Origin of the sequence: Levilactobacillus lindianensis (assembly GCF_003946095.1) — a bacterium.
Classification (GTDB): domain Bacteria; phylum Bacillota; class Bacilli; order Lactobacillales; family Lactobacillaceae; genus Levilactobacillus; species Levilactobacillus lindianensis.
On the sequence record NZ_RHOD01000006.1, the window covers coordinates 74695 to 94923 of the forward strand.

Below are 20229 nucleotides of genomic sequence, written 5' to 3' on the forward strand. Positions count from 1 at the left end.
CCGGATTCGGTCGTCTTCAACTTTTCGGTTAGTGTGGCATTTGCCGCGTTAGCTGTAGCGGCGTCAGTCTTGGCGTTTGTGGCGTCATTTTGCGCCGAAAACGGCGAAAAGCGACAGAATCATCACAATTCCTAACGTCCACTTACTTAGCGTCCTCACTGACTTCATCCCCCTTTTCAGGCACTTTAGAAGCGTTTCCTGACGACACGTTCAGCTGTTGGGATTGGTTGTTGCCCTTTGAGGTGTTTCTCATAAGGCCACCCCACCCCAAGATTTGCGTTACCAGACTAACCCAGCTACTCATGGAATTAGAAAGACCAATCGGTACTGTTAAACCTAACGCGTTTCCAAACATGACAATCCCAGACGCCAAAATAAAAACGACCGATGCAATATCAGTCGCTGATTCCTTATTGAAGCTCAATTTAAATTTACTCATGACTTTTTCTCCCCCGTTCGCTCAAAGAGCGTTCTTAGTTCTTCATCATGGCGAGCCAAGTGAACCTCGTGGTCATCCAGTCGCTTGTCATGATCTTTGTGGACCATGTCGGCATTGTCTCCGATTCCCTCTACTTTTTTCGTCAGCATGTCGATTGAATCTCGCAGCATTTTGTTACTCAATTCGGCTTGTGCCGCTTGCTGCCGATTAATTGTGTTCTGTGGATTTATAATGGCAACTTTGACCAAGCCGACTACACCAGCAGACACGAACCCAATCACCGCGACAATGGCAGCAAGCTCGGTCCACCGATATCCCATGAACCAATGCGGCGGGGTATGCTGTACCACCGTCGTTGTCAGTAACGCTAGCTTCCCTAACACATCACCTCATCCCCTTCGCTATAATTAAAAGCACCTAGCTACTTGGCGGTATCTGTCGCAGTAGTTGGTGCTGTATAATCCTTACCAGTTAATTCTTTGTATTGATCGGTCGTAATTGCTCCCATCTGTACATACCATTCAGGGCCATTTGCTAACGCGCCCCACCCATAAAGCATCTTAATTGTTGCAAAGCTTGGAAAATTCATAGTTAAGCCTCCTTGGTTGTGTCAGTGTTCTTTTCTGCTTGAAGTTGAACGATTTGAGCCGTTAATTGGCCAACTAACTGCTGCAAATCTGAAATTGTTGCCTGATAGGTAATCGCCTGGGCCGTAAGTTCTCCCACCATCTTTTGCAATTGTTCAATGGTTGAGTTAGCGGTGGTAAGCTGCTTGCTTAGTTGCTCTTTATCTTGCTTCAACTGCTTATTATCAGTGAGCAAGTCACTAATCTGACTGGCCTGATTACTAATGGTCAGCCGCAGCATGGCTGTTGAATGTGACGGCAAATCCTCAGGACTTTGTAAATCCCCGTTAGCATCCCAGTAGTATTGGTCCCAATATTGTAAGAAATATTCTTTTTCATAATCAGCCATAGTAACAGGCGCTAGGCCATCGGCAGTGGCAGTTACTGGTTGCTCGGCAACTCGGTTATTGTCGCCTTTCTTGACATAATACGTAAATGATTCCAATGCGATTCCTCCTTTATTGTTTGATGAAGAACAAATCAAAAGATGCTGCTCCTCCTATCGGATTTACATTTTCTGCACCAGCACCACTATATTCATTCAAAATTGTAAGAATATCATCATCTAATTTTGCCGAAGCATTTCGCAAACGGTTTACATTGATTGTCTCTGCATTGCCTGCAATGCTTCCCTTCGTTGTATCTAGGGTATAGGTCCCCGACAAAAATTCAGGAAGTTTCAGTAGCCCCAACTCCCATTTATGAAGCGCATAATTGCTCGAATCAAAAACCACCCCTCCTGCTAATTCAAGGATTTTCCCATCAAATCTGTACATGCAGAACGCCTGACGGATTGTCATGGGGCTCGGATCCGGATCAATAGGTTCGGGACTCAATGTGAGTTTCCGAAATCCATTAGTTTGTTCCTTTTTTCCACGATAGTAGATAGCCATTAAAAGCCACCTACTTTCACAGACTGAAAGGCGCTACCGCGGCGGTTTAGGCACGTTAGGTGCCCCCCATGGTAAACAGTGTTAATCATTATAATGACCTCCTAATATGCTTCAATTCGATCGATAATTAAATATCTACCTAATATGAGAACGTAATCGTCATACCCACTAACGCTACCACCTATCGATGTGCCTCTAAGGCTTGGGTTAATTTCTGTTGCTGAATCCACTGAACCTCTAGAATAAAGATGGAGTCCATCGGTATCGCAAATTCCATTAACGGGCATCGAATCTGTTGACGACATAGGTGCCGTTATCTTGAATGATTTATTACTAATAAGTTGTTCTTTGCTAATTATGAAGGGACTGCTACCAGAATCCGGAACATATTTATAAACCGACTGTGATAAAGCAGAATCTCCACCACTTCTATATGACTTAATACTAAATCCTTGGTATTGGCTTGCATATATCTTGATCCCCCTGTGAATACGTGTAATTGGTAAAGGTATGACAGCATCCGTCGCAAAAAAACTTTTTGCAGATGGATAATTGGCCAAGAATCCTCCACCAACCGTTTGAATAGGTTTACCAATAGTACAAATGATCGTTCCAGATGGCAGTAATCTTTGGAAGAATTTTCCATGCTTCAGATAGCCGCTTGTGATTGTGTGACCGTTATCCGCAGTATTGATGAACTTCTTTGGGTTCCAAATTGCCATTAGCTAGTCGCCCCCGTTGTCGTGGCGTCGGTAGGCTCATCATTTTCCACTGTGACATACCGATGTAAGTGGTCTTCAGCAGACTTGGACTGTGCAGTGGCCTCATCGGCTACAACAATATCAAGCGGCAACCCATCGATACATAGACCGTCAGCATCAGTAATCGTTAAGGTATGTGTACCAAGTACGACCCCCTTCACGAACTTGGGCACCTGAGTAACCTCACTAGTAGCTGGATTAATCAGTAAGACGTTATCTTTGTCTACCATCTTGTAGACGACTCCGTCTACAGTAACACTGGCGTCTCCATTATCAGCGACCATATTTTTTCCATCTGTGAGGGTGGTCTTAGCCGTCTCTGCCGTGATATAGGCGTCACCAGATGCGTTTACTGGATCTTTCTCAAACCTGTTGGCGCCCGTGAAGTCGTTGTCTTTATCTTGGTCGGCCAGCGATTCTGGAATATGCTCCTTAATATCCTCAATCGTTGCAACATGCTTTGCAACTAGAATTGCATCAAGATCATTTTCGTTCAATGAGCCAGCCTGACTGACGGTGATCAGAACATTATCCGTATCGCTGACTGTCGTGTCTGTTTGGAATGAGTCATTGATATTTGAATGACCATCATACGCCGGAATGTAGTCAGGCAACGAACTTGGAAGCACCCCGTATAAGGCTTCATCGCCGTTCTCAAGACGTGCATAGAAGCCAACGGTATAGAGACTATAGTCAGTGGTAACATCCTTAGATGGAAAATCTACCCGCATGGTCAAAGTAGTTTTGTCCTTCTTGACGATTCGTGAATACTGTACTTCCTGCTTAACATCGGCAATATCTGTCAGGGCCTTAATGTCCTCAATCGAAGATGCCGAGTAGTCGTGGCTGCTGGCAACTGCCCGAGTAAACTGAATCTTATCTAACCCGCCTTGCGTACTAGTTGCCAACTCTCGCCCAGCCTCAGTTAGATACGTTTTATCAAATTGCACTTGCTATCCCTCCTTTACAATGCGGTGAATCCGCTGCTTTTGCGTCACAGTAGCAATCATTGTCGAGCCATCCCCAACGACATGCTCACGGTCGACCTGCGAGTCCATGACAGCAAAGTGCTGCCGGTTGCGTGATGTTGCTGTGGCGATGAACAGGTTTGATTCTGCATGTGCTTGGAAGTCGACACCAACGATCTTCACCTCAGGCATCACCGCGCCCTCTAAGGCCTTAATCAACAGATTCTTTTTCCTAGCGGATTTGCTGTATTTATTGGGAATGTTGGTGAACCGAATTGCTTCAGGATCGCCGCCAAGTTCCTCAGGATCGGTGACGAGACTGAATTCGGTTGGATCGGCTTGCAGGATGAAGGCAATCAAATCAATCAAATCATCTTCAGTGACCCCCATTTGGTTGAGCATACGTGCCAGCCGAACCTGGAATCTGAGAAATTCGTCATCGTCGTCAATCCGACTAACGCCCCAGTCCGCCGCAGTATCCTCGAGGATTCTTCCACTGGCCCTATCGAGCTGACGCGATTCGTAAATCTTTCGGAAGATTGATACTTCACCAATCACCACATCAGCAATGATATTAAGCAGTGCTTGATTAGTGCTGTCAGGTGATTGATTCATCATCCCAGGTTGTGAGCTCAGGATTAACTGGCGAATCGTATCATCATCTAGTCCTAGGTCGGCCCAGAACTGATCCCATTGCTCATCAGTCATCGATGATCACCTCGATATTGTCTGCAGTGATATAGGCCAGTGAGTATAGATCGACTGCAACGTTGCCAAGGGACAATGACGCCTTATCAGTGCCTACAGTCAAATCGATGCTGCTGATTCCATCTACCTGCCACAGGTATTCAAAAAGCTTCGAGTACAGTAAGGAATCACCCATGCTAAGGGTTCGATCATATTCAATGACCTTATCCTTTAGATTGGCAATACCGTTGTCTGAATCGAAGCTATCGGTAGTCTTGATATGAACTTGTACGTACACTGCCTGGAGCTTTGCCCGTGAAAAGTTAACTGTACGTTTTTGACCTGAGTGGTTCAGTACCGTCTTTGATACCTCGCCAACCGTATGCCCAGGTGCTCCAATCGCGTGAAAAATTGCCTCAGCAATATCCTGATCAGCTCCGCCAATCACATAGAAATGACTGGTCTTAGCGGGGTTGCCAAACGAGTCTTCGGTTAGCTCATTATTGACCTGAACCTTGCATTGAAGAACACCGGCCACATTTTCAACATTAGTCTTAAGACCGTCTTCAGTGGAATCTGAACGCGCTAATCGATTCTCAAAGGCTCGATCCCGGTAATTAATCTCAGACTCAATTTCATCACCACCGCTGGCAGCTTCAGGATTGGTTACCCGGATGACACCGTCAATTGATTCCCCCGATTGGTCAGTAATTGTTCCAGCCCCAACATTGCCACTAATCCCATTCTGATCTGCTTGAGCCTGAACCACTATGCGCCCGATCTCGTTTCCATCATCATCGGTCAAAGGAACATCTTGGCCGTTGTCGTCCTTAACCGTGGCAATCTCAGGAACCTTGGCTTCTTCAATCACATCGAATAGGACTTCATCTGCAGTACCGAACTGAGTGCCTTCAGGAATAACGGTCCCGACGTTGGCATCAATTTGTAAGTAGGTAGTAGCCGGGGTAGCTGGCTTACGGCTCACCCCAAAGTCTGATCCAATGATGTCGAGGTCTGAATTACGACCCCGCAAGATGGACCAGGCGTTATAGACTAACTCGCCAAAATCTTCAACTTTCTTACGTCCCAAGGACAAGCCACCTAATAGTTGGCCCAAATGATGGGCGTCGTCTGTTGCGACGTTGTCGCCTAGCTTTTCCTTCGCGTCCTGATTGATTTCTTCCCGTAAGTCATCGAGTTCCTGCAAGTCGTAACCATTTTCGTCAGTCAAAGCCATCCGTTTCCACCTCCATTCCTGTATCAGTTGATTGCTCGTTGCCGTTGTCGTCTATAGTTACAATCTTCAGACTGACCGTGGCTGTGCGGCCCGCACGAGTGATTCCAGTAATCTCCGCACTAACAAATGTATCGAAATGGCTCTCGAGATAATCACTAATCTCCGCTTCCATTGCGGGCTGGTTATCGATTTCAGATAACAGACTAAGATGGTTCAACCCAAAGCCTTCATTCCACACGAGTTCGCCCTCGTTGGTTCCTAGAGCCACTCGGTAAGCCTCGGATTGATTGACATCCTCAGCCATAATCAAATCCCCATTTTCGGGGTCAATTTGAATGTCGTTATCAGTGCCAACCGCGAAGTCTTTACTCATTGTTTAACCACCCCAATCACTATGCCATCATTCAAGCTGTGCATCCGTCGACTCGCGAGCATGAACTGACCAGAATCTTCGTAGTTGTCCAGATCCCGGTCATGGAAAACGACAACCACGCGGTCGCCACGCTTCATCTTTGTTGGGCTTCCACCCTTGAGATATTCAGCTGCATTAGCAAGTACCAGACAGTTACCGATAATTGACCGTTTGTTACCATTGGAATCTAGCGGGGCTGGCTGTACGTCAGCAGTTTTACCATCGTAGAAAACAACGTCTCCTACAATCACGCAGTTAACACCTGCCTGAAAGTACGGCATCAATTCGCCAACTACTAAGTCCAGCGCCTCATTTTTATCCTTACTCATACCAACTCCACCTCACAACTTGTCTGCATATCATCTAGTGAATGGGTGTAGTTCTTAACCCTGACAAAGCTCTTAATGTTTTCAGCGACGTAGAAGGTCGACGAGTTGGCAATCATCGGATTAAGATACGTGACCACCGTCCATGTTGCCTTCTTGCCGTCTTCATCACTGATTGTTGGCTGATTAACCAACCCATCTCGTAACGTGAAATAAAGATGAGTTTGGTATAAGGTCGGCTTCTCATCGTAGTCGATGACAATGTCATCCATTCGATACTGAAACCGGCTCCCACAATCTTTCACGATCTTCTTAATTGCAGATTCCGGCTTAGATGACACGGTGTAGCCCCGCTTGTACACCTTATTCTTCTTAAGATGTAACACTGCAATAGGAATACCCGCCTCGCGAGATATTCGCTGGATGATAGTCTTGGCTTTAACACCTTTTTTAAAGCGAATATTGATGTTCTTTTTCTTGCTGGTAATCCAGGTGATCGTGCGCCCACTTGAAGTCTTGTACGAGTGCTTCACCTTTTTTGCTCCAGAATAAGCATTATAAATCTTCTTGTTCTTGCTGTAGTCCTTCCCAGCAACAAAGGTAATCGTGAGGAGACGATCTTCGCCATCTTTGGCTACCGGTGCAACCTTTGTGATATTGCCAACAGCGATAATGCCGAAAACATCATATCCCCCAGCCTTAACCACAATGTGGGCCTTAGGTTTGAAAAGCTTCTCGTGTTCCTTAGACAAGTTGGCCAGGGTAATCGAGTTTGTTGCAGGCGATCCGCCATCCCCACCGCTAATATCACCGGTGATACCAACCCCATAGCCTATTGGATGGAAGTTAGTGAATTTATAAGTCCCGGACTTGAGTTCCAAATCAACTTCAATCTTTGATCCATACCAGGTCTTTTCTCCAGGATTAGTGGTTTCAATCGTCATCACTGTCACCATCCTCATACAGACTATCATCTAGCAAGAAGACACTCTTTTGGAAGTTGCCAAAGGTCACCGATGACTGTAATCCGGCCTCATCCATAGGTACGAGCCGTTCCGGTGGCAACCAGTCATAACTGGCCCAATACCATAATGGAACGCCGTAGGTAAGCGGTTCGCCATTAATTTTATGGGTTTCATCATCCACAGCAACCATATCAATGGTGAGCTGCTGGGACAACTCATTTTTCTGAAGAGTCAGCTCGAAAACACCGTTCTCAAACTCAACTTCTTGTCGGTCAGGTAAGCTTGTCAAATCGAACATGATACTATCTCGTTTCATTCACTTACCCCCTACTTTGGAATCTTGAGTTTTCGACCGGGAAACATGGTCTTCTTCCAGCTGCCATTGAGCTTGGTCAAAGTGGCCACACTTGTCTTGTACTTGCGAGCTAGTCCCCAGTAGGTTTCTCCAGACTTAACCACATGCGAACGGTACTTGGACTTGCTACTGCCTTTCTTTTTCGAACCCTTAGTACTACCTTTCTTCTTTGTTTTCTTCTTAGCCTTGTTATAAAGGATTCGTGCCTGTTTAACATAGGTAAAGGTAATACTGAGCTCCAACAGATTTTCACGTGGAAGACCCGAAACAGTTTTAGCAAGCGATGAAATTTTTACGTGATTCCAATTCGAAAAGCCTCGCATGATAAATTCAGTGTCGATGCGTTGCAGTTTTTGTAAATTGGAAAACTTTTTATCACAGTCAGCAAATGATTTTCCGAAGAGATAGTATGTGCCAGATAATTCCTTACTGGTACGCGTTGACTTACCGGCTCGTGGGTCGGAATTGTCAACACCGACGGAAGTAATCTCACTAGTATTCGTCTCAGTAGGCTGAACTTCACCAAAAAAATAAACAACCGAGCTCATCAAATCAGCCGGATAAATGACGGTCTGACCAACGAGCGGTTGTTTTTTATGTTCGGCTATTTTAGATTTAATACTTTTGAGATTAGCCTTCTGTTTCTTTTTCTTCTCGGCTGCTTTACGTTTTGTCTGTTCGGCTTTAAGTTTCTTTTCAGCATCTTTATCCTTTGATTTCAGCTTCTTCAGACTAGTCAGCTTAGACTTCGACTGCTTTAGCTTTGTTCGGGCCTTACTCTGTGCTGTTAACTGCTTTTGATAACCACTTGAGCTGGTTACCTTTTTCAAGTCAGCATACGCAGCTTTCTGACTTTTCTTAAGACTGTTTATCTTAGATTGAATTGCTTTCTTGGAAGCAGTGTTTTTAGCATTAGCTAGCTTGGATTCTTGCGTGTCAATTTGCTTAGTTACCGCATCGTAAGCCGCCTTTCGAACAGAATATCCATTCTGTTTTTTAAGGTAGTCATCGGTCTTGTCGATTACCTTTTGTTGACTGGTAATCGCGCGTTGGGTGCTACTAATCTTACTTGCATCACTCTTCACCTTCCTTTTAATTTTTGAAACTTGGCTAGTAAGCTGCTTATCAGACATTTCAGACGGTGATAACAAAGATACTGGCAGACTAACCACTTTAGTAGTCGGCATATTGATGTAGCGATTAACATTCGTAACTACATTTGCTTTCAATGTAATATCCATTAAATCACCAACCCTCCTTCACCTTGATCCGTCCCAATTGCTCGGTGAATCATGTCTACCAGCTGTTCTGCAGAATCCGACAATCCCTTTTGAACCTGCTTACTAATATTGTGACTATCTCCACCGCCTTGAACTGTGATGTGATTGGTCATCTTGATGGTTACGCTCGTGCCACTTGTTCCAGCAGACTTCACTTGTGGAACGCGTTGACTAGGACGCGATGCAATTGATCTGTTGAGACTACCCGCAAGACCCGTGCCATCGATACCAGCCCGTGCGCGGATTGCGCTTTTAATTAACCCATCTGCATTTGCTTTCTTAGGATTAATTGCCACCTCATGGTCTTTTTCTCCAAAAACATTAAGTTTTCCTGATTCAGACCAGCCACCTTCATTGTGTAATGCGGCCTCAATTTTCTTTGCACCTGCAACGTGCTGAGCATTATACCCGCCACGTTCCCATTGGCTTGAGAACTTGTTCGCCAGTGAAGCAACTGAGCCAGTCCCACGAAGCACACTCTTCAAGACTGAGCTGTCAGAACCGTCACCTTTTAAAGCAAATTTCAGTTGCGTTCCGGCGCTCTTCCAGTTCTTTCCATGTCGCTTGGCGTAGCTGATTAAGGCTGCCTTCCGACCGCCTAACCATTGCCCAAGGCCACTGGCACCACCACCGGGATTAATCGCACCAGGATTCAGACCTGATTCAAATTCCCAGTTACCTAGGACGGCCGCGATACCAGCATTGGTTGCTGGTCCATACATTTTCTTGATAGCTGCCGCCAGTGTCTTGGCCCGTGAGGTCATGCCCCCGGACAGACTACCAACATCGGCGTCGCCAATTGAGTCTTGGAGGTTCTTCTTAATCCAGCTAATCGCTGATGAGCCCAATTGCGACTTAACTAGCCTAGTCATGGCTTTGCTAATCTTTGGAGCCTTCTTGCCACCAGAATTGCCGTAGTTACCATGAAGCTTGGTAACATCAAGCCAGCCACGAGTTGATCCACCACCATGAGACCATAGTCCCTGAGTTGAAGCACCAATGTGGACGTGAGTACCCGACGGACCTAGTTTGGCAATTGCTTGCCCCTGCTTAACGTGATCACCAGCGTGAACAAGTAACGTGGCACCGTGACCGCTCTTGCCATTCAGTTCCTGATAAATCAGGCTCAGCTTGCCACCTTTGGTTCCGATGTACTCACCAATACCATTACCGCCTTCCCAGCCAGCTTTGGTGCCCGTACTAGTTACGGTAGAGTCTTGGAGTGCGTGGACGGTCCTCCCACCAGAGAAGTCATTCCCATCATGAGAGCTGAATCCGCCGCTAACGCCGCCCCGATTACCAAATCCAGATGTCTTGATCCATCCAGCACCTGGTGAGTGCAACACAGGACCTCCACCACCGTTACTACTGATGAGGCTTTCAATGTAGTTCCACATAGCGTTTTCCCAGTTAGAACCAACAGACTTTGCTCCTGACTTAGACGTTCCCGTTAATCCCTGACGCAACGTTGAGCCGTTCGGCTTGACGTTCATTGTGAACTCTTGGCTAAATGCCTTGCTTGGGTCGCCTGCATTGGAAGATGCTAATGACTTCAGCTTACTGTCTGAAGCACCAGTCCCTTTCTTGAAGTGAGGAAGATATGGCTTTGCTCGTTCAACCTGAGAGCCGTTGAAGACTTCATCACCTTTTTGGAGATGAACAGCCACATTATCCCCGACTGGTTTTAGCAGCTGGCTACCACGAGCAACTAATTCTTGTCGTGGACCAAATTGTGCGTCATTCAAAACTGCCAACTGGTCGCTAACAATAGGGCCATTCGACCCAGCCGCATAGTGAATTGGTTTCAAAACTTGCTTATTACCACCAAATTGAGACAGAGCTGAGTCAATTCCACTAATCCCCCCATTGAGGGAAGAAATGGCCCCTGACATAGCCGTATGAGCATATGCCTTTAACTTACCCATGATTGAGCCAAAGTCGCTTACAGTTGCTTTAGCGGCTTGGTTCATCCCATCATGAAGTTGGTCCATTTGCTTTTGACTACCTTTTTGCATTTGGTCAAAGTCGGAAATCGTCTGTTTACTAATCTTTCCAGTCAGATTAGACGTGTCACTACGTAATCGTTTAAACTCCTGAATAGAGTCCTTACTAAACTTGGTAATCTTTGACTTGGACTTCTTAGTCCCTTTGGAATACCCGCTGGATAAATCATCACCAATTTTGTTGGCAGTTCGCTTAGTCTTGTATTCAGCGTTCTTTAGACTCGCATCGTTAATCCCAGTGATACTTGTCTTGGAGCTAACGTTGATACCCTTGAGTGAAGTAGTTCCTTTAGCATAACCTGGTAGAGTCCGGCCCTTCCCAAGCCCACCATGGAGCATTCTGGCAGTATCCTTAGCATTGATGATATGCTCACCAGCAAATACCTTAGCTACTACTGGGCCTTTCCCTAAGAAGCGGAAAGTACCCTTAGAAGAGTTGTATGCCATTTCCTGACCAGCTTCATTAAGCATGGCCATCCCAGTTTTATGAATTGGACCACCAGTTGCATGACCAAATCCAGTAACCAGTTTCTTAACAACTCGTTTAGACTTTTTCTTTTTAGAACTAAACTTAGAAGGATTGAGTACACCATAACTAGTATCCGCGTATGGCCCTGAACCAAATTGTCCAGCTATGGTAGCATGAGTTTGCCAACTTGGCTCACCACCGTCATGAAGACTGGTTGTGTGATTGGGATCGACGCTTTTATAAGCGTTGTGTTTAGGATCTTTATCTTTATTAGCATGCAAAATATCCTTTGATGCAATAGCCTTAGCAATCTCGCCACCGAGATAAGCACCAAGCCAAGCACCTTCCGGCCCGCCAAGATAACCCCCGATAGCCGCGCCGACACCTTTACCACCTGCTACCCAAAGCTCTTTGCCACCTTTTTTGGTACTAATACCATCTTTAAACGCTTTTACACCAGAGCTACCGACATCTAGGCCTAAACCAATCCAACTAATTGCACGGATTGCGCCACTGAATTTACTTCCACCATGCTTACCTGCATAGTTTCCAGACTTCTCGACCTGTGTTGCAAAATGCTTTCCCCCAGTTTTACCACCCTTAGTGAAGATGGACGTTATCTTTTGAGATAATCCTCCAAGTTTTGTAGTTCTAGGAATAGCATGTTGCCCCTTTGGAGATCCAAGTCCAGTTAAATCACCTAGCATATCGGCTCCATTTGCCAAAGCACTATCCTTGGCAACTAGTCTATAAGCGCTAGCGATTTCTCTGAGGTTCTTGGCGAACTTAGCAGCTTTATCAATTACAAACATTCCAACTACAATTTTGGCTACAGTCTTAATCGCTTGTTCATGTTTAGCAACACCTGACAAAAAGGCATCCAGCTTGTCCAATGGATCTTTGGCATTTTTCCCATTCTTATCAATTAATCCGAATGCCTCTCCGATGTCATAAAGAATATCACTGGTTGTTTTCCAAACTTGCTTTCCAAAAATCCCAGCAATATCACCGACATTCCCGAAGATGTCAATAATAGTTTCTTTGTGCTTATCAAGATACTCAATACTATTTACTGCAGCTCCAGTGACCATGCCCAGTGCAGATGAGATCCCATCTGCATACTTCTGCATCATGTCATCAGACACCAAGTTCCGCATAGACTTTGCGGATTCCTTACTCATCTTGAACGAGGTATTCATGACATCGCCAGAAAGTTTACTGAACCGAGACTTGATGTACATCGACATCCCCATAAAGGACGTCATGGCTTCCTTGGTACCACCACGATACTTCTTACCCAAGTAGGTCAATGCCTCAGTAAATTGTGTTGCTGTCATCTTACCGGAGGCCGACAATGCATAGAGTTGCTTCATGCTCTTGCCAGTTGCCTTCTGCAAAGCCTCCCCAAACATAGGGAACCGATTAATCATGACGGACATGTCTTCGGCAGATGCTTTACCACCAGCAACAATCTTAGCGAACTGCTCACCAGACTCTGCCAAAGCATCATTACTCATGTGGAGCGTTGACCCCAAAGCAATGAAGTCATTCGTCCAGTTCTTCGTCTCTTTTGCATTAGAGTGGACATGGTAGAAGGATTGGGCCATTTTATCCAGAGTGCCTGCAGCATAAATCGTATGCTGTGACATATTGTTAATAAAGCCAACAAGCTCCTTGCCATCTTTCGGGGCTTCAGTGGTTAAAGACGTCCACACCGTCTTCATCGTATCTTGTTCTTTGTTATACTCCATCCCAGCTCGAGCAGCTTCTTGCAGCCCGTTCGTTAGAGACATGACCCCATTCGAGATTAAGTTTCCAGCAAAAGAGCCGGCGATTATATCTCTCAATCGTCGACTCTTCTTTTCGGTTTTGTCCATAGACTTGTTTACCTTACCGAGCTGAGCATTGATATCACCTGAACCAGACTTCACACTGCCGGAATCAAACGTTACCCTGGTCATAAACTCCTTAGGTAAATCTTTCATTTTCCGGCTTAGTGCACTTACATTCCCGGCAACATCACCAATAGCCGTTCCTACACTCCGATATTGCTTAACTTGACTGCCTGTATAAGCATCGGTAACGGAATTTAATTCCGCAATTTTGTCTCGAAAGGTAGTTGTTACCCGAGAATTACGTTGGATAGAATCGCTGACATCTTGGTTAGAGTTCTTAAGAACCTTGTTGGAACTCAACATTTTATCGATAGTATCTGCGAAGTTGCGGCCCATGACACCAACCTGTTGGTTGACAGGTTCAAATTCATGACCAATTTTGCCAATTCCATCAATGACTTTGTCGATCGCAGTGTTCATTTTTTCAAGCTTCGGATAATCTATATCAAAGCCAATTCGAACATCTTCACTCCGAATTTCACCTGCTGCCAAGCGCCACACCTCCTATTGACTCTTTACCTTCTGCAATGCATTCCAAAACTGGACGACTCCACTTTCAACGGCCAATGACTGTCGATCAGTACGTTCATCCAATATTTTCTGTGCTAAATTTCCCATCAGGATTCGCTTATCTAGCGTCCATCCGCTGACCTCTGAAGTCGAGCTAGCTAATCCCGTTAGGACTGGAATATATAGCTCGTAGAGTTGTTCGACCTCCGCATCAATCCGCTGTTGGTCGAGCTCACCTTCATCATTAAGGTACTTAGAATTATTAGATGCACTCTGACAGAAACGTAATTGCCTTCACTAAAACGCTGGCATAACCATCATGATCCATAACGTCTGAGAAATACGTTACAGCTTCGCTCATCGCCTGAAGACCACCACCGTTTTCGGACCAGAACCCCATATCAAGTGGCTTATCTGGATTATCTACACGGCGGAACACATCTGCATTCAGTACTTGAAGGACAGCCAACGAAGTATCGGCCCCATCAACCCCGCGGATATCTGTTGAGAGATTCAGTGCTTCTCGATATCCAGGAAACTTCATCAAAATGTGTGGTTTCTTGCCATGCTTACCAGTCAATTCAATTTCTTTTGATTCTTCAGTCTTACGAACCTTCTTGTTAAGATCAGCAAATGCGTAACGGGGATTAATAATGACGTTTTCGTTAATCATATTTGCCATCTCACCGTAGTCTCGCTCATTCCCACCAATATTTTGCTTAGCGCGAATTTCCATCAAACGAGTGTAGCCAGGATCTCGCAAGGTAACGTCAATCGACTTTGGATCCTTCTTATCCCCATATTCAATCGTTTCGTGCTTGTCTAATTCAGCGAGCTTCGTTACGTCAACCTTTGGTGCTGCCATTTGTTCAGCCATAAATAAAACATCCTTTCAAATTTTGGTTATGTAAAAAGCAGGCGTTTAAGCCTGCTTAACTTCTCTTCTATACTGCTAAGCGGCGTTGCCAAACGTATCTTCATACTGGCAAGCTAAAATAGTCCAGTCACGAGTGGTAATCCCATTAGACACAGACCCAGCTGGCATCTTTTGAATCAAGCAAACACTTGATTTGATGACCTCGCCGTTATTATCATTTTGTACCTTGAACCCGAAAGTCGGCACAACATCAGAACTATGATTCATTTGACGGTAGTAGCAGCCGTAAATGATGTCGTGTGCGGGGGCCCCATCATTGAGATGAGCCACAAATTGTCCCAACTTAGAGTGGTTGATTAACCCCAAAGGAATCCCCTTGAAGTCGGATGCAACGTCGACATCATTATCTGTCTTTTCCCAGTTAACAGCTTCTCCAGATTGGAACCCGCTCAGTTCAGTTGGTGTTCCATCAATGATGACGTAGACGTGAATAAAACGGGAATCCTTAAGTACGAAGTACGTGCCGTCATCCAATTGAATACGTTGATTCATCTATTTCACCTCCTTACAGGCTAATTGAGTTGCTGACGTAGACCTTTTCAATCGCATTAGGCAGTGTCTGTTTGATAGACAGCGACTTGTACGTCCGCTGAGTAATTTCATAAGCAGATACTTGTGAGCGTGACACCGCAGTAACTGAGAAGTCAGCCTTGCCATTGATATCAGCAGCAATGGTTCCCTCCTTGAAGAGATCTTCACCTGCAGTCTCGGCAGTGGTAACCAGTTCATTGATATTGTCATCGTTGAAGGTGGTGTAGTCTTTGCCGTTAAGCCACTTTTGTAACCGAGTTTGAATTAAGTCCGTGTTGTATTGAGCGTTGAAGCTGTTGTCGATTTGGTCGCCATTCAATTCTTTGTTGCCAGACAGCATCATATTCCCGGACTTGTTGACCACGGCCAGACCATGCAAGTTGTCGATCATGTTCAGTTCAGATTGAGTCCAGTCGTTGGCAACGAATTGACTCAGGTCACCAATCCGCATCCAGTCCAGCAATACCTTCGTGGAAGCGTAAGCGGCAGCTTGGCCGGCAATCTTCCGGGTATTGTCCTTATCGACAAGCGTACGGAAGTGGCCCAGCTTGTTTTTTTCGACTTGGGTAGTCGTGGCGTAATCATGCCATTTTTGCAAGTCGGCGATGTTGTCCACTTGATTGACCAAGAAGCCACGTTGATTGGTGTACAAGATATCCGCAGCGGTCTTGATATCATCGTCAGACATACCAACTGGAACGAACCAAGTTGACCCATCTAACAGGTGGTCTTCCAGGTACTTTTGGACTCCTGAAACTTGAGCGCCAATAGTGGCACCATCGGCCGTAGGGATAACCGTTAAATCATCTAAACTGACCACTGGCGAGCTTGAGTAAGTCCCAATAGCTACTGGGCCTTCAAAGTCCTTTACTTCATACATAGCGGCCACAACGTCATAGACATCGGTGTTTTCATCAAACCCCATATCAGGCATTTCATCCGCACTGTGAACGAGCACGACAGATTCAGCGTCGCCAGGTTGAAGCAGGGTGACTGCTGCAACTTCATTGCCTGCCGTTGCTTGTGCCACGACGGTATTGAAAATAAGGTCGCTAGGTTGCTTAATTACTTTCGTAACTGGCATTAGTGTTATTCCTCCTTTGTAATTTCAATGTTTGGCGTGATGGCAGTAATCTCACCGGGTTGCGTACCATCGCTGTAGTCAGGGTTGACCATTAATGTGATATCAACCGCTGACTGGTTCTCAACTTCAATGGTCCAATCCTCATCAGTAGAGACAGGGTCGCTGACATCAACCACCGATATTCCTACCTGAGCCAGGTCAACTAATGGCTGCATGGAACCTAAAACGTTCTGCAGCCATTCAATTCGGTCTCCAACTTCCAGTGGGTCGGCAGCATGTGCCTTGACCTGAACGTGTTTCAGAAATGGTTCATTGACACGCTTGAAGGTGATTCGCTCATGTGGGTTCGTGATGTACCAACTAAAAAAAGGAAGCTTGCCTTTTGTGGCTGCCTCCTTCTCATAGACCCAAGGGATCTTCTCCCCCGAATTCATTGGGTACTTGTTCACTTGCGTCACCAGTGCTTCTAGCACTTGTCGATTGTTCAGCGTCATCATCCCCATTTCGTTGAAGTTGATAATAGGTCAACTGACTATGCGTCAATGGCGCACTACCAGTGACCGTGAAAGTTTCACCAGTCTGCCGACGGAGAACCTTGGTACCCTTCTTGAACCCCGATGTTCGCGAAGACCATACCAAAATGCTGACTTCCATCGCACCACCAGAGCCTTGCTGGTAAGTGATAGCTGGATTGGCGGTCAAAGTGATGGGCTCTTCCACTTTGATTTCTGTCCCATACTTTGCCCCACCAATTCCTAACGGGTCGCTATCATCCTTACCGAGATATGGCGTGATAGTCAGCGGTTCTTTTTCCTTGTCGAACATAAAATGAAACGTATTTTGTTGCTTAAAACTAGGCATTAGTTACGTCAGCTGAGACAGTACCACCGTCTTCAGTTGGCATAACCTTTACGTTAGTTGGCTCTGGTTCAATTTTTTTTAGCACCGTCCAACCGGTCACATCGACCTTGCCAGATGGGTTTTCAGCGTTATCTGAGTCGACGACAGCGGCTTGGTAGTCGCCATCAGCAACGACAGTACCAGACGTTAAGCCAGTAATTGCAACCCCTGTGGGATCACCAGTAATAACCGGGGTGTCTTCACCCTTCTTGTAAATCGCTAATTGTTGAGCCATAAATTATAGCTTCCTTTCTTTTTCCCAAGTGATAGAACCGATTAACTTGCCCGTATCCTGCAACGGGTCGTTGAAGCCCTTGTTCTCGACAGTAAGCGGTGCATTCTTTGGTGAGTGAACGTCTCGAATTGTCTTCTTGATATCATTAGAGATACGTCGCCCCAGTTTAGCTTCTAGGCCATGCTGAGTTTGTTTGCCATCCACGACATCTAAGAATCCTTCAATCATCATCTGACTCCATTCATCATGATAACGTTCATAGGATAAGCCAATGAATCGACGTGGTGGGATCGTAACACTCTCTTTAAGAACAAACATGATTCGCATGCCAAATGGTGCCGACTTATCAGCAACCGCTAAGACGTGATTGTGCGCACCCTTGGGGCGAAATAGGCCAGGTATCTCACTCGGCTTTCGCCCCTTGGCTGCGGCCGTGGGAATGGTCAGAAATGACTTCTTGGCGTGAATCACCATGCCATGTTCGTTGACCCGGGCCACCATTTGAAGGAACTGATCATCAATAGGTACTCCCACCACTAAGTCCATGGCGTTGAGCGATCGTGATGCCGCAATCCATTCCGGAATATGGTTTGAATTAGCCACCTAACCACCTCAATCCCGACTGTAGGCCCGACCACGGTGACGACTGCGTCCGAACTGATCTACCAAATCCTTATAGCGAATCATGTACGGGTCATTCCCCTTCGACCAGTCGAACATGGTTTGAGACTCGCCTAAATGACTGGCGGACTGGACACCACCGTTAGCCACCAAGGTATCCACGTAAAGCTCACTGAGCACCAGCAGTCGGTTGGCTTCTTCCTGCTTAATGGGTTTAACGTGATCGGCCTGCACAGTCACCCATGAGTCATCGATAAGCTGCTGCAGATACTCGTCATCGTCCAAGTCAGACGCCAGCGGGTACTTTTTCAGCCGGTCGAGTGTCGTTTTGTTGTCAGCCATTTAGATCACCTCTACTTAGCTGGAGTCGTTGAAGCAGACGAAGCTTTTTGCTTTGGTAAAAAGTCCGTTGAGACCTTAGCCTTGTACGCCACAACATGGATATTTCGAGGATCGACGTTCTTTACTACTTCCCAAGTAGATGGCTTAGAGAGTTCGTCAATCGTTGCAGTTTGACCCGCAGCGGAGAATCCATCGGCCACTGAAGTTCCCTTAACGTGAATGGTTTCGGTACGCCGGTTGATGATGTTAGTACGACCACCATTTTTACGGGCTTCACGTTCAACTTCAGTTGAATCAGACGGATTAGCCACAGAATAACCAACGGAACCATTACCGAAGATGTAGGACGTTGCAACACCATTGGCATCTAATGGCAGGTCATCATCAACCACGATTTGCATACCGTTGTAAGTACCGAATGGCCCCACAGCAACGTTTGGTTGAACAGTATCAATCATGTTTTGCAGTTTCATTTCAGCGTAAGCGCTGGAGTTAACCGCAATCTTATTGAACGTTTGATCTTGCAGGTCGCCCAGCTTGTTGATCGTAGCCAAGAAGCCGCGAGCAGAAAAGTTGTTACTTGAATCATCAAACATCTTTGCGGTTGCGATATCCGTATTTCCAAATACTCCGGCTAGAATTGCCATCAGCAGCTTTTGTTCTGAATTACTCCAGAAGTTAGCGAACCGTGATGCGATGACGTCGGCTGGATTGGAAATAGAGAATTGCTGTGCGATATCCGTGTAACCGAAGGCTTTAACCAAACGAAGCCGCATAGCCCGTTGCTTGCCCGTAGTAACACCGGAAACGCTGATATCGTCGGTATCGGTCCATGGATCCGGATCGCCTTCTAGGTCATTAGTAAATGGTAAAGTCATGGTGTCTTCCGTTGAGTCCAACAGATGGGCACCGAATTGGTCGTCAGGCGTCAAAATACCAGATTGAATCATGCGGTTAGTCTTGGTACTAAGGTTGACGACGTTTTGCCCAAACAAGGTCGGTTGGATCATGCCGGACAGTTGTGTAAATACGTCAGTTGCCACTTAAATCACTCCTTTTCTAACTCATAAATTGTTTTGCCAGTTGAGGATTTTTCTGATAAATCGCAAGCTGTTCACTATAGCTCATGGCGTCCCAGTCCTTTTTCGTGACAGACGTATTAGGCGTATGTGTTCCAGAGGCTGGCGTTTGATCACCTTGCATGCGCTTCAACGTTTCTTCATGAACCGCATCGGTGAAGGCCCTCTCGAAGGAGTCAGCGTTAGCCACCATGGTGTCGTGGTCTTGGTCGGCAATGTAGTCGGCAAAGGTATCAGGAAGGTGACGGCTAGCAAGCTCTTGTTGAGCGTAAAAGTGGGCTTGCTCACGGTGGAACTTTTCTCGCTCCTGCTGGTCCCGTTCTTCCTGTGCCTTGCGGTCGGCCTCAGCCTTTTCATCGGCGGACATTTTGGCCCGCTTTTCGCCCTCAGCCATTGTTTCGGCAATCATTTGTTTGAACTCATCGGAGTTCTTGAATTGGTTGACCGCGTCCTGCCGAATCTTGCGCTGGTCCTTAGCTGGAACCTTGTGGTCATCGTCATCACCAGGCTTGTCGTCTGGATCTGGGTCAACTGGTTTCTTACCATCATCCGGCTGGTGGTCATCGTGTTGGCCGCCATCGTTGTCGTCCGGAGCGTCATAGAATTGGTGTTGCAAAATGCGATTTAGCATAGTGAATTCCTCCTTTAATGCTTGTTAGAGTGGCATAACTCAT

At 46.1% G+C, this 20229-nt stretch carries 25 protein-coding genes; all 25 read right to left on the reverse strand.

The genetic code is table 11. From position 1 onward, the window contains the following. Positions 1 to 142: 142 nt before the first annotated feature. On the reverse strand, positions 143 to 439 hold the full coding sequence (locus EKM70_RS03615; RefSeq protein ID WP_125545338.1) for a hypothetical protein: 297 nt from the start codon (positions 437 to 439) through the stop codon (positions 143 to 145). Beyond that, positions 436 to 759, reverse strand: a complete 324-nt coding sequence (locus tag EKM70_RS03620; protein ID WP_225416368.1) for a hypothetical protein — start codon at positions 757 to 759, stop codon at positions 436 to 438. The genes EKM70_RS03615 and EKM70_RS03620 overlap by 4 nt, the downstream gene beginning before the upstream one ends. A 101-nt stretch (positions 760 to 860) precedes the next feature. Continuing rightward, a complete protein-coding gene (locus EKM70_RS03625; protein WP_125545342.1) occupies positions 861 to 1028 on the reverse strand; it encodes an XkdX family protein in 168 nt (55 codons plus the stop codon). Positions 1029 to 1030: 2 nt separating this feature from the next. Continuing rightward, positions 1031 to 1510 (reverse strand): hypothetical protein, encoded by a 480-nt coding sequence (locus EKM70_RS03630; RefSeq protein WP_125545344.1) that lies wholly within the window; start codon positions 1508 to 1510, stop codon positions 1031 to 1033. A gap of 13 nt (positions 1511 to 1523) precedes the next feature. Further along, positions 1524 to 1958, reverse strand: coding sequence for a hypothetical protein (locus EKM70_RS03635; RefSeq protein WP_125545346.1), 435 nt, complete (start codon positions 1956 to 1958; stop codon positions 1524 to 1526). Between the two features lie 101 nt (positions 1959 to 2059). Beyond that, positions 2060 to 2680, reverse strand: coding sequence for a hypothetical protein (locus EKM70_RS03640; protein ID WP_125545348.1), 621 nt, complete (start codon positions 2678 to 2680; stop codon positions 2060 to 2062). Continuing rightward, positions 2680 to 3669, reverse strand: a complete 990-nt coding sequence (locus EKM70_RS03645; protein WP_125545349.1) for a hypothetical protein — start codon at positions 3667 to 3669, stop codon at positions 2680 to 2682. The genes EKM70_RS03640 and EKM70_RS03645 overlap by 1 nt, the downstream gene beginning before the upstream one ends. Positions 3670 to 3672: 3 nt before the next feature. After that, complete coding sequence (locus tag EKM70_RS03650) at positions 3673 to 4395, reverse strand: hypothetical protein (RefSeq protein ID WP_125545351.1); 723 nt, start codon at positions 4393 to 4395, stop codon at positions 3673 to 3675. Further along, the gene (locus EKM70_RS03655) at positions 4388 to 5611 is read right to left on the reverse strand and encodes a baseplate J/gp47 family protein (RefSeq protein ID WP_125545353.1); all 1224 of its coding nucleotides are present in this window, start codon (positions 5609 to 5611) and stop codon (positions 4388 to 4390) included. Before EKM70_RS03655 ends, EKM70_RS03650 begins: the two co-directional genes overlap by 8 nt. Then, complete coding sequence (locus EKM70_RS03660) at positions 5598 to 5984, reverse strand: hypothetical protein (protein WP_125545355.1); 387 nt, start codon at positions 5982 to 5984, stop codon at positions 5598 to 5600. Before EKM70_RS03660 ends, EKM70_RS03655 begins: the two co-directional genes overlap by 14 nt. After that, positions 5981 to 6352, reverse strand: a complete 372-nt coding sequence (locus EKM70_RS03665; RefSeq protein WP_125545357.1) for a Gp138 family membrane-puncturing spike protein — start codon at positions 6350 to 6352, stop codon at positions 5981 to 5983. Before EKM70_RS03665 ends, EKM70_RS03660 begins: the two co-directional genes overlap by 4 nt. After that, positions 6349 to 7293, reverse strand: a complete 945-nt coding sequence (locus EKM70_RS03670) for a hypothetical protein (RefSeq protein ID WP_125545359.1) — start codon at positions 7291 to 7293, stop codon at positions 6349 to 6351. The genes EKM70_RS03665 and EKM70_RS03670 overlap by 4 nt, the downstream gene beginning before the upstream one ends. Next, positions 7283 to 7630 carry a phage baseplate plug family protein gene (locus EKM70_RS03675; RefSeq protein ID WP_125545361.1) on the reverse strand — a complete coding sequence of 116 codons (348 nt, stop codon included), beginning with the start codon at positions 7628 to 7630 and terminating at the stop codon, positions 7283 to 7285. The genes EKM70_RS03670 and EKM70_RS03675 overlap by 11 nt, the downstream gene beginning before the upstream one ends. 11 nt (positions 7631 to 7641) lie before the next feature. Next, positions 7642 to 8910: a LysM peptidoglycan-binding domain-containing protein gene (locus EKM70_RS03680; protein ID WP_125545363.1), complete on the reverse strand. Its 1269-nt coding sequence runs from the start codon at positions 8908 to 8910 to the stop codon at positions 7642 to 7644. Then, positions 8910 to 13808 carry a phage tail tip lysozyme gene (locus EKM70_RS03685; protein ID WP_125545365.1) on the reverse strand — a complete coding sequence of 1633 codons (4899 nt, stop codon included), beginning with the start codon at positions 13806 to 13808 and terminating at the stop codon, positions 8910 to 8912. The genes EKM70_RS03680 and EKM70_RS03685 overlap by 1 nt, the downstream gene beginning before the upstream one ends. 280 nt (positions 13809 to 14088) lie before the next feature. Then, positions 14089 to 14703: a hypothetical protein gene (locus tag EKM70_RS03690; RefSeq protein WP_125545367.1), complete on the reverse strand. Its 615-nt coding sequence runs from the start codon at positions 14701 to 14703 to the stop codon at positions 14089 to 14091. A 75-nt stretch (positions 14704 to 14778) separates the two neighbouring features. Then, positions 14779 to 15255 (reverse strand): hypothetical protein, encoded by a 477-nt coding sequence (locus EKM70_RS03695; protein WP_125545369.1) that lies wholly within the window; start codon positions 15253 to 15255, stop codon positions 14779 to 14781. A gap of 13 nt (positions 15256 to 15268) precedes the next feature. Next, on the reverse strand, positions 15269 to 16378 hold the full coding sequence (locus EKM70_RS03700; RefSeq protein WP_125545371.1) for a hypothetical protein: 1110 nt from the start codon (positions 16376 to 16378) through the stop codon (positions 15269 to 15271). Between the two features lie 5 nt (positions 16379 to 16383). Continuing rightward, positions 16384 to 16851 (reverse strand): phage neck terminator protein, encoded by a 468-nt coding sequence (locus tag EKM70_RS03705; protein WP_164506317.1) that lies wholly within the window; start codon positions 16849 to 16851, stop codon positions 16384 to 16386. Next, positions 16778 to 17239: a hypothetical protein gene (locus EKM70_RS03710; protein WP_125545375.1), complete on the reverse strand. Its 462-nt coding sequence runs from the start codon at positions 17237 to 17239 to the stop codon at positions 16778 to 16780. Before EKM70_RS03710 ends, EKM70_RS03705 begins: the two co-directional genes overlap by 74 nt. Beyond that, complete coding sequence (locus EKM70_RS03715) at positions 17232 to 17513, reverse strand: hypothetical protein (protein ID WP_191985878.1); 282 nt, start codon at positions 17511 to 17513, stop codon at positions 17232 to 17234. The genes EKM70_RS03710 and EKM70_RS03715 overlap by 8 nt, the downstream gene beginning before the upstream one ends. 3 nt (positions 17514 to 17516) lie before the next feature. Further along, positions 17517 to 18116, reverse strand: a complete 600-nt coding sequence (locus tag EKM70_RS03720; RefSeq protein ID WP_125545377.1) for a hypothetical protein — start codon at positions 18114 to 18116, stop codon at positions 17517 to 17519. A gap of 9 nt (positions 18117 to 18125) precedes the next feature. Further along, positions 18126 to 18476, reverse strand: coding sequence for a hypothetical protein (locus EKM70_RS03725; RefSeq protein ID WP_125545379.1), 351 nt, complete (start codon positions 18474 to 18476; stop codon positions 18126 to 18128). An 11-nt stretch (positions 18477 to 18487) separates the two neighbouring features. Next, on the reverse strand, positions 18488 to 19519 hold the full coding sequence (locus tag EKM70_RS03730) for a replication protein (RefSeq protein WP_125545381.1): 1032 nt from the start codon (positions 19517 to 19519) through the stop codon (positions 18488 to 18490). Between the two features lie 16 nt (positions 19520 to 19535). Next, positions 19536 to 20186, reverse strand: a complete 651-nt coding sequence (locus EKM70_RS03735) for a DUF4355 domain-containing protein (RefSeq protein WP_125545383.1) — start codon at positions 20184 to 20186, stop codon at positions 19536 to 19538. Positions 20187 to 20229 lie beyond the last annotated feature (43 nt).